General features: G+C 75.2%; 10 protein-coding genes. 7 read left to right on the top strand and 3 right to left on the bottom strand.

What is annotated here, in order from left to right:
* Positions 1–85: 85 nt before the first annotated feature.
* Entirely contained in the window at positions 86–577 is a 492-nt protein-coding gene (locus FHL80_RS02050) for a DUF5313 family protein (RefSeq protein WP_246078394.1), read from the top strand.
* A gap of 83 nt (positions 578–660) precedes the next feature.
* Here the strand turns inward: FHL80_RS02050 and FHL80_RS02045 are convergent, their stop codons facing one another.
* The 3 genes from FHL80_RS02045 to FHL80_RS02035 all read right to left on the bottom strand — a co-directional run bounded on the left by FHL80_RS02045 (position 661) and on the right by FHL80_RS02035 (position 7,763).
* On the bottom strand, positions 661–1,884 hold the full coding sequence (locus FHL80_RS02045; protein WP_138731813.1) for a right-handed parallel beta-helix repeat-containing protein: 1,224 nt from the start codon (positions 1,882–1,884) through the stop codon (positions 661–663).
* 314 nt (positions 1,885–2,198) lie between these two features.
* Positions 2,199–6,749, bottom strand: a complete 4,551-nt coding sequence (locus tag FHL80_RS02040; protein WP_138731812.1) for a cation-translocating P-type ATPase — start codon at positions 6,747–6,749, stop codon at positions 2,199–2,201.
* Positions 6,750–6,845: 96 nt separating this feature from the next.
* A complete protein-coding gene (locus FHL80_RS02035; RefSeq protein ID WP_138731811.1) occupies positions 6,846–7,763 on the bottom strand; it encodes a cyclase family protein in 918 nt (305 codons plus the stop codon).
* A gap of 134 nt (positions 7,764–7,897) precedes the next feature.
* On the opposite strand from FHL80_RS02035, the gene kce reads away from it, so the two are divergent.
* The 6 genes from kce (at position 7,898) to FHL80_RS02005 (ending at position 14,411) form a co-directional block, all read left to right on the top strand.
* On the top strand, positions 7,898–8,824 hold the full coding sequence (kce, locus tag FHL80_RS02030) for a 3,5-dioxohexanoate:acetyl-CoA acetone transferase (protein WP_138731810.1): 927 nt from the start codon (positions 7,898–7,900) through the stop codon (positions 8,822–8,824).
* Between the two features lie 14 nt (positions 8,825–8,838).
* The gene (locus tag FHL80_RS02025) at positions 8,839–9,528 is read left to right on the top strand and encodes a GntR family transcriptional regulator (RefSeq protein ID WP_246078393.1); all 690 of its coding nucleotides are present in this window, start codon (positions 8,839–8,841) and stop codon (positions 9,526–9,528) included.
* A gap of 114 nt (positions 9,529–9,642) precedes the next feature.
* Positions 9,643–10,698 carry a zinc-dependent alcohol dehydrogenase gene (locus FHL80_RS02020; RefSeq protein WP_138731808.1) on the top strand — a complete coding sequence of 352 codons (1,056 nt, stop codon included), beginning with the start codon at positions 9,643–9,645 and terminating at the stop codon, positions 10,696–10,698.
* 25 nt (positions 10,699–10,723) lie between these two features.
* On the top strand, positions 10,724–11,578 hold the full coding sequence (locus FHL80_RS02015; protein WP_138731807.1) for an FAD binding domain-containing protein: 855 nt from the start codon (positions 10,724–10,726) through the stop codon (positions 11,576–11,578).
* Positions 11,575–12,087: a (2Fe-2S)-binding protein gene (locus tag FHL80_RS02010; protein WP_138731806.1), complete on the top strand. Its 513-nt coding sequence runs from the start codon at positions 11,575–11,577 to the stop codon at positions 12,085–12,087. The genes FHL80_RS02015 and FHL80_RS02010 overlap by 4 nt, the downstream gene beginning before the upstream one ends.
* Positions 12,084–14,411: a xanthine dehydrogenase family protein molybdopterin-binding subunit gene (locus FHL80_RS02005; protein ID WP_138731805.1), complete on the top strand. Its 2,328-nt coding sequence runs from the start codon at positions 12,084–12,086 to the stop codon at positions 14,409–14,411. Before FHL80_RS02010 ends, FHL80_RS02005 begins: the two co-directional genes overlap by 4 nt.
* Positions 14,412–14,416 lie beyond the last annotated feature (5 nt).

Genomic DNA, 14,416 nt, shown 5'->3' with positions numbered 1-14,416 from the left:
GTACCGGGGCCTGCTTCGTGCGGAGCAGGCGTGACGTCACCGATGGTCGGCCTGCCCGCCTCCCACGACGGCGCATCCTGGAGGTGTGACCGTCCCCCGTCAGGAGCACACCGCCGACATGACCCAGCCTCCCGCGGAGCCCGGCACCCCGGTTGAGCCCGTCGTCCGACCCGCACCGCACCGCTGGCTCTGGTACGCCTTCGGCGGCCGGCTCCCCGCCCGGAACCGCAGCTGGGTGCTGTTCGACACCACGACCGACACCTGGTGGGCCCGGCACGTCGCCCGCATCTTCGTGCAGATGATCATCCCCATCGCCCTCGTGATGATCCTGATCCCCGCCGGATGGCAGCTGCGCGCCGCCTGCGCGGGTGGCGGCATCTTCCTCGCGCTGATCTACGCGCTCGCCTACATGAACGAGACCGTCGAGCACCGGGTGGTCAAGGCCGGCTACCCCGCCGGGACGGCGCAGGCCGTCCGGGACCGGGGCTCCTCGGTCAAGCAGCAGGCGGAGAGCGAGCGCAAGCGGGCCGCCGCGGCCAAGCGTGCCGCCCGCTACCGGGACCGCACGGGCCGCTGACCGCACGGACCGGAGGCCCGCCCCGTGGTGCGAGGGGCGGGCCTCCGGCTCCGGGCGTGAGGTGCTGGCGTCAGGTGCTGGCGTCAGTTGCTGCAGAGGGACGCCGGGATGCTGGTGGAGCAGGTGTTCCCCCGGATCGAGATGTCCCTGCCCACCGGGGGGAACTGGGCGTCCAGCGGCGGCGGCCAGCCCTTCAGGATGTCCACCGTGTTGCCGGTGATGCCGTTCTTCCACACCCGCACCGCCGTGACCGGGCCCGGGTCGACGCCCAACGGGTTGTTGAACGGCGGCAGCGTCAGCAGCGCGACCCCCGCGCTCGGGAACTGGAGGGTCGCCGGGTCCACGGCCGGGTGGTTGTCCCGGATCTTGTTGTCGTAGATGCCCACGTGGTCGGCGTTGACCACGGCCATGCCGGTCCCGGAGACCCGCAGGGCGGCCTCGACCTCACCGATGCCGGCGAGGCAGAAGCGGTCGTTGCCCGAGGCCTCGTTGGCCCGGATCTGCCAGTCCCCGCCCCGGACGTTGCGCGAGGCGTCCGGGATCTCGGTGGCCGCGTCGTCGAACACCAGCACGCCGACGCAGTTCCCGGCCACGTAGTTGTGCCGCATCATGCCGGAGCGGGACTCCCGGGCGAAGATGCCGATGTTGTAGCCCTGGACGTCGTTGGCGACGATGTCGGCGTACGCCTTGGCCGAGTCCGTCGACCCGATGCCCGCCGTGCCGCTGTTCGGCTGGTCGGCGGTGCCCCGGTCGACGCCCTCCTCGATGTTGCGCAGGATCCGGGTGTGCGTCGAGTACGCCGCGAGGATGCCGTAGCGGTCGTGGCCGTGGCCCTTGGTCTTGGAGACCCGGAAGCCGTCGGCGCCCCACGCCGCGATCCCGTTGGCCGGGTGGTTCCACGTCGACACGCCGGTCACCTCGACCGGGCTGTCGGGCTCCAGGAAGAACAGACCGGAGACGTCGTCGTCGAGGGTGTCCGGGTCACCCTCCGGGTCGGCGTCGTTCTGCGCCTCCCAGCAGGGTGTCGCGGTGGCCTCGGGCAGGTCCGCGGCCGTCGTCCACTCCGGCCACATGATCTTCGTGGCGTCCCGTCCGGCGCCCTTGACGGTCAGGCCCTTGTGGTCGACGCAGACCGCCTCGTCGTAGGTGCCCGCCTCGATCTTGATCGTGTCGCCGGACGCCGCGGAGTCCACGGCCGCCTGGATGGACTCACCGGGGTGCACCACCCAGGTCTGCCCGCCTCCCCCACCGGCCCATGCGGCCGTGGCCGGCAGCGCGGTGAAGAGCACGGCGGCGGACGTCGTCACCGCCAGCCGTCGCCCTCCCCTGCGGCGTCGCGTCGTTCCACTGGTACTGGGCTGGTGCATTCGTCCTCCCTCGTCGAGGCGTGCTCGGAGACCCGCCGTTGGCGTCCCGGCCCACGCACTGCTGGTTCTCAGCGACCGGGACGCGTGGCAACGATGGGGAGGATGTGACGGACTGGTCCAGTGACACGCCAGGGACGGCGCAGAGTCCATGCCGGGGTCGTGCGCGCACGTCCGACCTCGGTCGGGCGTCGGCCGGCGTCAACCGGGCACTGGTCATCTAGGGGGCAGAACGTCCAGTCCTGCCGAGCGGAGGATCAGCGGGCCGTGCGCAGCCGGGCGACGAGCGCCGGACCCACCTCGGCGGTCCCGGTCCCGACGGCGGCCCAACCGAGCACGGTCAGCCAGGCCAGCGGGTCCAGTGGGGTGCAGCCGAAGAACTGGCTGAGCCCCGGGGTCTGGACGACGGCGAACAGCACGAGCAGCGAGGCCGCCGCCGTCGCCAGCACCAGCGGGCTCCGCCGACCGGACCACGCGGTCTGGCCGAGCTGGGTGGTGATCAGGGCGGCCAGACCCATGCTGCTGGCCCGGCGGTGGAGGCCGGTGAGCCGGCCGGTCGCCCAGGCCCCGGTGGCCCCGACGGTGGTCGCCGCCCCTCGCACCAGGACCATCCGCCGGACGGAGTCGGTGAAGCCCCGCTGCGGGCCGGCCAGCAGGACCGGCGCCAGCGGGTGACCGGCGAGCGGGCCCTCCGTCACGTCCTGGGTGGCCGCCCGCGGCGTCGAGACGGCAACGGCGAGCGCCGGGAACATGTCGGTGAGCAGGTTGACCAGCAGCAGCTGCCGGGTCCCCAGGGGTGACCGGCCACCGACGACCGTGCCCAGCACCGTGAACGTCACCTCGCCGGCGTTGCCGCCCACGAGCACGGACACCGCGTCCCTGACCCGCGACCACATCGCCCGGCCCTCGGCGATGGCGTCGACCAGCCGGGTGAGGTCGGCATCGGTCACCACCAGGTCGGCCGCGGAGCGCGCGGCCGGGGACTCCGCACCCGAGACGCCGACCCCGACGTCGGCCAGCCGGATGGCGGCGGCGTCGTTGACCCCGTCCCCGGTCATCGCCAGGGTCGCCCCGGCCCGGCGGAGGGCGGCGACGAGCGTGACCTTCTGCTCCGGGGAGAGCCGCGCGAACACGGCCGCCGTCGCGACCAGCTCGGCGCGCTCCGCCTCCGACGCCCGGGCCAGCTGCGCACCGGTCACCACCCGGTCGGCGTCCGGGATGCCGGCCTGGGCGGCGATCGCGCCGGCGGTCCCCGGGTGGTCGCCGGTCGCGATGACCACCCGGACGCCGGCTGCCCGCAGCTGCTCGACGGCCGCGACGGCCGACGAGCGGAGGGTGTCGGCGAGACCGACGAGCCCGCGGAGGGTGAGGTCGGAGGCCGCGTCGTCGAGCGGGTCGGGCGCACCGTCCACCGCTCGGTCGGCGACCGCGAGGACCCGCAGCCCCTCGGACGCCAACTGCCGCACCCGGTCGCGCGCCCCGCCGGCCTCGGTGCACCGGCCCAGGACCTCCTCGGGTGCGCCCTTGACCACCAGCCGGCCGTTCCGCACGACGGCGGAGAAGCCGCGGTCGGCGGCGAACGGCAGGCAGGCCGCCGGGTCCTCGTCGGCGGTCAGCTGCCGTGCGGCAGCCGCGTCCACCACCGCCCGGTCGGTCTCGTGGGCCCGGTCGTCGCCGTCGGCCACGGCCGCGGCGGCCAGCCGGAGGACGTCGTCCTCGGTCGACTCCCCGAGCGGCACCAGGCGGACCACGCTGAGCCGGTTCTCGGTCAGGGTCCCGGTCTTGTCGAAGCAGACGGTGTCCACCCGCCCGAGCGCCTCCAGCACCCGGGCGCTCCGCACCACCGCGCCGTGCGTGGACAGCCGCCGGGCCGCCGCCTGCTGCGCGACGGTCGCGACCAGCGGCAGCCCCTCCGGCACCGCGGCCACCGCGATCGCCAGCCCGGAGCCGACCGCCTCACGCAGCGGGCGCCCCCACAGCACGCCGAGGGCGGTCACCACGGCCCCACCGCTGAGGGTCAGCGGCAGCACCGCCCGGGTGAGGTCGCCCAGGCGCGTCTGCACGCCGGCCGGCGGTGCTGCCGCACCCGCAGCCCGCGTCGCGCGGCCGGCCTGCGTCGCGGACCCCACCGCCACGACCACGGCGCGACCGCGCCCGGCGACGACCGTGGTGCCGTCGAAGAGCATGCAGGTCCGGTCGGCCACGTCGGCCCCGGGCGTGGCCTGCACCGACTTGGCCACCGACAGCGACTCCCCGGTGAGGCCGGACTCGTCGACCTCGAGGTCGGTCACCTCCAGCAGCCGGGCGTCCGCGGCGAGCACGTCCCCCGCCTCGACCTGCACCACGTCGCCGATCCGCAGTGCCGCCCCGGGCACGTCCTCCCGGCCGGCGTCGGTCTCCCGGTGCACCACGACGTCCTGCTCGAGCAGCAGCGACTCCAGCGCCGTCTCGGCGCGGAGTCGCTGCAGGCCGCTGATGACGGCGTTGCCGAGGGTCACGCTGCCGACGAGGAGGGCGTCGGTCCGCTCCCCGAGCACGGCGGTCGCCGCCGCCCCGGTGGCCAGGACCGGGGTCAGCGGATCGGCGAGCTCGGCGGCGACCGTCCGGGCGAACCGGACGGGGACCCGGACCAGGGGCAGCCCGGTCACCGCCCGGACCGGCGTGGGCACCGTCCGCCGGGGCGCCGGTGCAGGAGGCAGCCCCGCCACCCGCCCGAGGACGTCGTCGGGGTCCAGCGCGTGCCACGGCGTGTGCACCGACGGCGGCGGTGCCGGGCGCCGGGCCACCCGGGCCGCCGTCCAGGCGCCGTCGAGCATGCTCCAGGTGCACGCCGTCTTCCCCGGTGTGGTGGCGCGGCGCTGGCCGCCGCGCGGGGTGCCCACCGCGGCGAGCAGGCCGCCCAGGACGTTCCCGGTGAGCGCGGTGCCGACCGAGCGCCGGCTGACCGCACGTGCGGCGACCGTCGCCGTGACGAGCCGGCAGGCCTCGGCCAGGCCGGGTGGGGTGACCAGGTCCGCTCCCCACGCCGGGGCGCGTCCGACCAGGACCGGTGCCACGGCCACGTCCCCGGCCAGCAGCGCCGGCCCGTCGGTGGCCGAGACGACGAGCACGCCACGGCCGTCGGCCTGGAGACGGCGCACGGTGTCCACGAGCGCCTCGTCGTCCGGCGGCACCTCGTCGGCCGCGCCGGCGATCTCCCGGGTCCCGACGTGACGCGGCAGGACCAGCCGGTGCCCGGCGTCGACGACCGCTCCCAGCAGCGCCTCCGCATGCGGGTCGAGCTCGGCGGCGACCGTGACCTCACCGATCCGGCGCCGGCCCTGCAGCAGCGTCCGCACCGAGCCACCGGGCGCGTCCGCCGATCGCCGGGGCGGCCCGAGGCGCAGCGCCGGGCCGGCCGCGGCGGGCGCACCGTCCCCGGCGGACGTGCCGGCGCCGAGCAGCCGGCTGGCCGCCGTCCAGACCGCGGCGGTGTCCCAGCCCTCGGCCGCCGCCCGGGCGTCGATGACCGCAGGCGGCCCGGTGCACAACGCGCCGGCGTCGACGACGACGGTGTCGACCCGGTCCAACCGGCGGTACGCCGATCCGTCCATCGGCAGCACGCCCCTGCGGCACATCAGCAGGTCGGTGCCGGCGGCGAACGACTCCCGGCCGAGCACCGCGGCCTTGGGCGTCAGCGCCTTGAGCAGGTCCGCGGACCTGCCGGGACGACGGGTCAGCGGGAGCAGCCCGACCGCACCGCCGAGGGCTGCCGGGCCGAGCCGCGCACGGTAGGCCTCGACCGGCCCCGGCGGCAGCCGCCCAGGGCGCTCGCCGGGCGGCTCGAGCGGGATGGAGGTGTCCTCCTCCGGCTCGGCCCGGCAGAGCTCGGACTCCCGCCGCCGCCAGACCTGCCGCCGGGCACGCACCTCCAGCGCCCGCTGGAGCGCGGCGGCCGCGTTGATCGCCGGGACCGAGGGACTCTGCGTGCACGCGTGCAGCAGCGCGCTCGAGCCGGAGAGGACCAGACCGGTGCCGACCGCCCCGAGCCGCGCTTCGAGCGCGGACCTCACCCACTGCTGGCTGTCCAGCAGCGCGACGAGCAGGGTGGCGTGCCGGGTCAGCGGCGGGATCGGCAGGAGCCTGCCCGCCGCGGCCACCCCGACGGCCGCGACGTCGATGGCGGCGTCCAGCACCGCCGCCATCAGCGGCTCCAGGTCGGCAGGGTGGTCCTGGCGCTGGGGGAAGACCTGCGTGCCACCGCGGGACTGCTCGACCGCGGTCACGACGCCGACGACCTGCTCGACCGAGAGCTGCCGCTCGTCGATCGCGACCAGCACCCGACCGACGACGTCGTTGACCGTCGCCCACTGCACGCCGTCGAGCCGCTCGAGGTGACGACGCAGGGCCCGGCGGACCTCGGGCCGGTCCTCGGCGGGCGGCGCGGTGACCTCGATGTGCACGTGCCCGCGCTCGGCCCACACCCGCCGGGTGTGCCGCGCCGTCGGCGGTTCGAACATGCCCCGGGCGACGTCGGCGAGGTGCCGGACGTGGCCGTCGGGGATCGGGTCGGCCCCGGTGACCACGGTCCCGACGGCGCGGGTCCCGGTGACCGCCGCCTGCCGCGCCAGCGAGAGCGAGCCGCCGGCGACCGTCGCGGCACCACCCGCGGCCGCCCTGGCGAGGTCGCCCGCCCGGCGGGCCGGCTCGCCGAGCAGCCCGGCGGTCAGGGCCACGGGCGCCAGGGCGACGCCGGCACCGGTGACGGCCAGGCGCGCCACGGTGCCGGCCGCGCTGCGCGCGACGCCCATCCGGCGGAGCAGGGCCATCGGCTCTCCTGGGACGACTGTTCCGCCGGACGCTACGCCGTCCGGCAGCCCCGCCACACCCGTCCGCGCACCGTGCGCGTCCGCGTCCCGCAGCGGTCAGACGACGGCCAGCGGGTCGAGCATCGAGCCGGTGGTGCCCTCGATCTTGAGCGGGAGGGCGATGAAGAGGAACTCGAACGCCCGCGCGCGGGAGATCTCCTCCAGGTAGATCGACTCGAACAGGTAGATGCCGTTCTCGATCAGCAGCAGCGTGTGCACCGGCTGCGGGTTGGCCGGGCTGCCGGGGTCCGGGGCCGGCTGCACCTCGAAGGTCTCGGTGTCGCTGCCCACCGCCACGACGCCCTGCTCCAGCAGCCACCGGGCGGCGCTGATGTCGGGGCCGGCCGTGACGTGCCGGGCGAGCCCCTCCGGGTCGGGCCACTGGCTGAGGTACCCGGAGCGGATCAGCACGACGTCCCCGGCGCGCACCTCGGTCCCCTGCGCCTCGGCCACCGCCTGCAGCTCCTCGGCACCGACCGGCTCGTGGGCCGGCAGCGCCTCGATCCCGCGGTGGGCAGGGACGTCCAGCAGCACGCCGCGGGTGACGAAGTGCGGCAGCTTGGCACCGTCGCCGCGTTTGGGCCCGCGGTCGCCGAGGTGCTGCCGGGCGTTGCCGCCGCCGTACCAGTGGTCGTCCTCGCCGATGGTCATGTGCGCGAGCGCGTCGACGTGCGCACCGCTGTGCGAGGTGCCGCTGACCACCTCCGCCATGTAGCCCAGGTTGACCTCGTTGCGCGGGCCCCACGGCTGCACGCCGTCCCCGCGCAGGCCGCTCGGCGTCCGGGACATCGAGACCTGGAACGGCGGGTGCGCGCCGAACAGCGGCATCCCGGTGTACCGCGGCACCGACAGCGAGTAGGCGGTGCCGCGGGTCGGCAGCGCCAGCGCGGCCAGCAGGTCCTCCGGTCGCTGCCGCGCCGCGGGCCCGCGCTCGGGGTCGGTGGTCGCTGCGGTGGGTCCGGTCTCGGGGCTCATGCGGGGCTCTCCTCCGTGGGTCGTGCCGGGCGGCCGCGGGCGGCCCGGGTCGGCGCCGGCGACCCTCCCGGTGGCCGGGGTCACCGCGGCACGCTACCCTCGATTATCGAGAGAACACATCCAGGGAGGCTCTCATGGCCAGGCACGCGACGTCGGCGATCATCACCTGCGCTCCCACGGGCGCGATCCACACCCCCACGATGTCCCCCGCACTGCCGGTGACCCCCGAGGAGATCGCCGAGGCGGCCCTCGGCGCGGCCGCAGCCGGTGCGGCGATCGTCCACCTGCACGTGCGCGACCCGCAGGACGGCCACCCGGTGCAGGACCCGGGGCTGTTCAAGGAGGTCCTGGCGGTCGTCAAGGACCGCTCCGACGTGGTGATCAACCTGACCACCGGCGGCAGCCCGCACATGACCGTCGACGAGCGGATCGCCCCGGCGGTGCAGCTGGCCCCCGAGCTCGCCTCGCTGAACATGGGCTCGATGAACTTCGGCCTGTTCCCGATGCTCGACCGGTACCCCAGCTTCAAGCACGAGTGGGAGCGGGAGCGGCTGGCCGACAAGGACGTCGTCTTCAAGAACACCTACGCCGACATCGAGCGGATCCTCAAGGTCTGCGGCGACCAGGGCACCCGCTTCGAGTTCGAGTGCTACGACACCGCGCACCTGTACAACCTGGCGAACATGCTCGACCGCGGCCTCGTGCGCCCGCCGCTGTTCGTGCAGACCGTCTTCGGCCTGCTCGGCGGCACCGGGGCGGACTTCGAGGACCTCGCGCACATGCACCGGACGGCGCACCGGCTGTTCGGCGAGGACTTCGAGTGGTCGGTGCTGGGCGCCGGCTCCGCGCAGATCCGGCTGGGGACGATCGCGCTGTCCCTCGGCGGCAACGCCCGGGTCGGGCTGGAGGACTCGCTGTGGGACGGGCCGGGGAAGCTCGCCGAGTCCAACGCCGCCCAGGTGGAGCGGATCACCGCCATCGCCCGGCTGCTGCACCGGGAGATCGCGACCCCGGCGGAGGCGCGGCGCCGCCTGGACCTGCGGGACTCCGGCTCCCGGTGACGGAGGCGGGTGCGGTGGGCGAGATCCGGCCGGGCGCCGACTTCGGCGGCGAGCTGCTCTCGGCGACCGTCAAGCGGCTGGTGCTCGACCGGATCGTCGGCGGGCACTACCGGCCCGGCGAGCGGATCGTCGAGTTCAAGCTCGCCAAGGAGCTGGGACTGAGCCAGTCCCCCGTGCGCGAGGGCCTGCGCGAGCTGGCTGCGGTCGGGATCGTCACCATCCACCCCCGCCGCGGGGCGCGGGTCCGGCTGCCCAGCGCCAAGGAGCTGGCCGACGTCAGCCTGGTGCGGGCGGAGGTCGACGCCCTGGCCGCCCGTCTGGCGGCTGAGCGCATCCCCGACTCGACGCTCGACGCGCTCGAGGGGCTGGTCGCGGACATGTCGGCACGGCTGGACGACGGGGACTTCTCCGGCGTCACCGACGCCGACGTCCGCTTCCACCACCTGATCGCCGAGGCCTCGGAGAACCACGCGCTGCAGCGGGCCTTCGACCAGCTCGCCCCGTTCGCGCGCACGTTCATCACGCTGACCCTGCCCGGTGTCGACGTGCGCGGGATCGTGGCCGAGCACGTCCCGATCCTGGCGGCGCTCCGCGCCCGCGACCCCGAGCGCGCCGCCGCCGCCGCCCGGGCCCACCAGCTCTCGGTCAGCGACCTGCTGCAGGCCCACCACCCCACCGCCCTCGGCGCACCCGCCGACGACTGACCGCCTCGTCGATCATCGATGAGGCTTGACGACCTCACTGCCCCGCCCTACTTTCGATAATCGGTGAAGCGGGTCCCCACCCGCAGCACCGCGAACCCACCGGGAGACCAGAACGTGACCGAGACGATGCAGGCCCTGGTGGTCCTGGAACCGGACGAGCTGGAGATCCAGGAGAAGCCGGTCCCCCAGCCGGGGCGCCACGAGGTGCTCGCCCGGGTGCGGGCGACGTCCATCTGCGGCACCGACGCACACCTGATCCACGGCCACTACCCCGGCTTCTGGCCGCCGGCCTTCCCCTTCACCCCCGGCCACGAGTGGGCCGGTGAGATCGTCGCCCTCGGGGAGGGCGCGGAGGCGTTCGGCTTCTCGGTGGGCGACCGGGTCGCCGGTACCAGCCACAACGCCTGCGGCGCCTGCCAGAAGTGCGTCGAGGGGCAGTACAACCTCTGCGAGAACTACGGCAAGCCCGGGCTGCACGCCCAGTACGGGCACAACGTGCAGGGCTGCGACGCCACGTACGTGGTGCACGACGTGAAGTGCGTCTTCCGGCTCCCCGACGAGGTGTCCTTCGAGGAGGGCGCCGTCGTCGACCCGGCCAGCATCGCGCTGCACGTCGCCCGCCGCGGCAACATCAAGCCCGGCGACACCGTCGCGGTGACCGGCGCCGGCGCGATCGGCCTGCTCGCCGGCGACGCGGCCACGATCTGCGGCGCCGCCCGGGTGGTCGTCGTCGGGCGGGGGCACCGGCTGCAGAAGGCCGCGGCCCTGGGGTTCCTGACCGTGGACACCGCCGCCGGCGACCCGGTCGCGGCGGTCCGCGAGCTCACCGGTGGGCTGGGCGCCGACGTCGTCCTCGAGTGCGCCGGGGTCCCCGAGACGCTGACTTGGGCGATGGCGATGCTGCGCCGCGGCGGTCGCTGCGCCATGGTCGGCATCCCCACCGAGGACGTCGCCCTCCGCCTGCAGTCGCTGGTGCTCGACGAGCTCGAGCTGGTCGGCTCGCGCGCCTCGGCCGGGGAGATGCGACGGGTCCTGCCGTTCGTCGCGGACGGCCGGATGCGCGTCGGCGAGCTGATCACGCACCACTTCCCGCTGTCGGAGTACGCCGAGGCGCTCGCCGTCTTCGACGACCGCTCCAGCGGCGCCGTCAAGATCATCATCCATCCCTGAGCGGCCGTCCCGGGAGAAGGCAACGATGACGGAGTACCACCGGCCGACCAGCCGTGCCGACGCGCTCACCGCGCTGGCCGAGGGAGGCGCGCGGGCACGCCCCCTCGTGGGCGGCACCGACCTGCTGGTCGGCCTGCGGCACCACCACGACGTCGCCGACGTGCTCGTCGACCTCAAGGGCGTGACCGACCTGCCCGAACCGATCGTCGTCACCGACGACGGCGTGCGGATCGGCCCCACGTACACGATGGGCGAGCTGGTCAGCCACCCCGTCATCGGCGAGTGGTACCCGGCGCTGGTCGAGGCGGCGCTCACCGTCGGGTCCGTGGCGATCCGCAACCGGGCCAGCCTGGTCGGCAACTCGTGCAACGCCTCCCCGGCCGCGGACACCGCTCCGCCGCTGCTCGTGCACGGCGCCCGGGTGACGATCAGCTCCCAGGACGGCGACCGGACGGCGTCGCTGGACGAGTTCTTCCTCGGCCCCCGCCGGACGCTGTGCGGGCCCGGCGAGCTGGTGACCCGGCTCGACCTGCCCCGGCCCGCCCCGGGCTCCGCCTCGGCCTTCCGCCGGCTCACCCGGCGCCGCGGGGTCGACCTGGCCACGGTCAGCGTCGCCGCCGGCGTCGGCCCCGACGGCGGCCTGGTGGTCGGCATGGGCGCGGTCGGCCCGCGGCCGCTCCGCACCGCCGTCCCCGGCCCGGTCGACCTCACCGACGACGCGTCGCTGGACCGGGCGCTGGACGAGCTGCTGGGCGTCGCCACCCCGATCACCGACGTGCGGGGCAGCCGCGAGTACCGGCTCGCGACGCTCCGCGTACTGACCAAGCGCGCGGTCCTCGCTGCGGCGGACCGCCGGGACCCCAGGGAGATGGCGTCGTGACCAGCACCGCCCGCGTACCCGACCACCTCGACGACGACGGGCTGCAGACGGTCACGCTGACCGTCAACGGCAGCGAGCGCACCGTCGCCGTCCCCACCCACCGCACCCTGCTCGACGGGCTCCGTGACGAGGTCGGGCTGCCCGGCACCAAGAGCTGCTGCGCCGAGGGCGAGTGCGGGGCGTGCACCGTGCTGCTCGACGGCAAATCGGTGAACTCCTGCCTGGTGCTGTGCGTCGAGGCCGAGGGCCACCAGGTCACCACCGTCGAGGGGCTGTCCGACGATGGGCTGACCGACCTGCAGGAGGAGTTCCTCAACGCCGGGGCCGTGCAGTGCGGGTTCTGCATCCCCGGCCAGGTGGTGTCCGCGGAGTACCTGCTGAGGACCAACCCGGAACCGGACGAGGTGCAGATCCGCGAGGCCCTGTCGGGCAACCTGTGCCGCTGCGCCGGCTACCAGCGGATCGTCCGCGCGGTGCAGGCCACGGCGGCACGCAGGAGCGAGCGGTGACCACGGCCCCGGAACGAGCCATCGAGCAGCGCGACGCGCTCGGCGAGCCGTCGGACCCCTACCCGCAGGGCCAGGTCGGCCGGCCGGTGCTCCGCTACGGCGGCGGTGACCGGACGTCGGGCGCCCAGCGGTTCGTGGCTGACCTGCGCTTCCCCGGCTCGCTGCAGGTCGCGCTCGTCACGGTGCCGGTCGGCTGCGCCGACGTCCTCGGCATCGACACCACCGCCGCCCGCGCCGTCCCGGGCGTCGTCGACGTGGTCACCGCGGCGGACCTGCCCTCGCCGATGCCGCGGTTCGGGGTGTCCCACACCGACCGGCCGGTGCTGGCCGACGGCCGGGTCAACTACCACGGCGAGCCGGTCGCGGCCGTCGTCGCCAAGACCCTCGATGCCGCCCAGGCCGCAGCCCGGGCGGTGCGCGTCGACCACCGGGAGCTGCCCGGCGTCTACACGCTGGACGACGCCCTGGCCCCGGGTGCGCACCGGGTCCAGGAGCCCTCGCTGCGCCCCGGCCACGCCCTGGCCGACACGAACGTGCTGGAGGAGGCGCACTACGCCTGGGGCGACCTCGAGGCCGAGGAGGCGCGCACCGAGGTCGTGGTCGAGGAGACCTACACCTTCCCGATGGTCACCCACTTCCCGATCGAGCCGGGTGGCACCGTCGCCGTCCCGACCGACTCCGGCGGGCTCGACGTCTACTCCCCGGTCCAGCACCCCTACCTGCTGCAGCGCACGCTCGCCTCGGTGCTCGGCCTGCCGCTGAACCAGGTGCGGGTGTTCGCCCCGGACCCCGGCGGCGGGTTCGGTGGCAAGCAGAACCCGAAGCTCGAGCCGTTGCTGGCCTTCCTGGCGCTGCGCACCCGGCGGACCTGCCGGCTCGTGCTCTCCCTGGAGGAGACCTTCCAGAGCATGCGCCGGGCCGGCTGCCGCATCGCCGCCCGCACCGGCTTCACCGCCGACGGCGCGCTCACCTTCCACCACGTCGACGCCGACTTCCTCATCGGCGCCTACGCCGACGTCGCCCCCCGGGTGATGGGCAAGGGCAGCTACGTGGCCGCCGGGCCCTACCGCATCCCCGGCGTGCGGATCGACGCCCGCGCGGTGATGACCAACACGACCCCCAGCACCGCGTTCCGCGGCTTCGGCAGCCCGCAGGTGTCCTGGGCGCTGGAGTCCCAGCTCGACGCCGGCGCCCGGCGGCTCGGCCTCGACGGGCTGGAGATCCGCCGCCGCAACCTCGTCGCGAAGGGCGAGGCGTTCGTGCGCGGCGAGTCGGCCGCGGCGGCCGACGGCGAGTGGCACCAGAGCCTGGAGAAGGCCGCCGAACTGATCGGCTGGGGCACGCCGCTGCCCCCGGGCCGGGGGCGGGGCATCGCCGTGGGCATCAAGCCCGGGGCGACCTCGGGGCTCTCGCAGAGCCTGGTCCGGCTGCTGGCCGACGGCAGCGCCATCGTGTACGCGGGCACGTCGGACATGGGCCAGGGCGCGCGGACGCTGTGGCAGCAGATCGTCGCCGACGAGCTCGGCGCCCCTCTCGACCAGGTGAGCGTGGTCAGCGGCGACACCGGCACCGTCCCGTTCGACCTGCAGACCTCCGCGAGCCGGTCGACGGTGTTCATGGGCTCGGCGGTGCTGGAGGCCTGCAGGGACGTCCGCCAGCGGGTGCTGGCCCTCTACGCCGAGTCGACCGGCGTCCCGCCCGAGGAGCTGGAGGAGCGGCCCGGCGTGCTGGTCACGCCGGAGGGCGAGCTGCCCCTGCCGGAGGCGGCACGGACGGCGCTCGGGTCGCTGCGCGGTGAGTTCATCGGCCAGGGCACCCGGCGGCTGCGCGGCAAGGGCAAGCACCCGCTCGGCGGCGACGCGGCGTTCTACGAGTTCAACGCCACCGCGATCGAGGTCGAGGTCGACCGGGAGACCGGTGAGCTGCTGCTGACCCGGCACGTGACGGTCAGCGACGTCGGCACCGAGCTGAACCCGCTGCAGGTCGTCTCCCAGGACGAGGGCGCCGCGATCATGGGCCTGGGCCACAGCCAGATGGAGCAGCTGCTGCTCGACGAGCACGGCCGGATCCGGAACCTCGGCGCCCTGGACTACCGGATCCCGACCTTCAAGGACGTCCCCGTCGAGCTGGTCAGCGCCGCCGTGGAGAACCACGACGGCCCGGGCCCCTACGGCTCTAAGGGGATCAGCGAGGGCGCGCTGCTGTGCACCGCCGGCGCGCTGGGCGCCGCGGTGGCCGACGCCGCCGGCGTGGTCATCCGCGACCTGCCGCTGACCCCCGAGCGGGTCTGGGCGGCGATCCAGGCGGCCGAGGCCGCGCAGTAGGACGC

This window comes from Modestobacter excelsi, from assembly GCF_005930495.1.
Taxonomy (GTDB): domain Bacteria; phylum Actinomycetota; class Actinomycetes; order Mycobacteriales; family Geodermatophilaceae; genus Modestobacter; species Modestobacter excelsi.
Note: the sequence above shows the minus strand (reverse complement) of the source record. Positions and strands in the feature narration are given on the sequence as shown.

Excerpts from the sequence above, each read along its gene's own strand:
- FHL80_RS02040 (WP_138731812.1), bottom strand. The coding sequence starts at position 6,749 with ATGGCCCTGCTCCGCCGGATGGGCGTCGCGCGCAGCGCGGCCGGCACC.
- FHL80_RS02035 (WP_138731811.1), bottom strand. The coding sequence starts at position 7,763 with ATGAGCCCCGAGACCGGACCCACCGCAGCGACCACCGACCCCGAGCGC.
- kce (WP_138731810.1), top strand. The coding sequence starts at position 7,898 with ATGGCCAGGCACGCGACGTCGGCGATCATCACCTGCGCTCCCACGGGC.
- FHL80_RS02015 (WP_138731807.1), top strand. The coding sequence starts at position 10,724 with ATGACGGAGTACCACCGGCCGACCAGCCGTGCCGACGCGCTCACCGCG.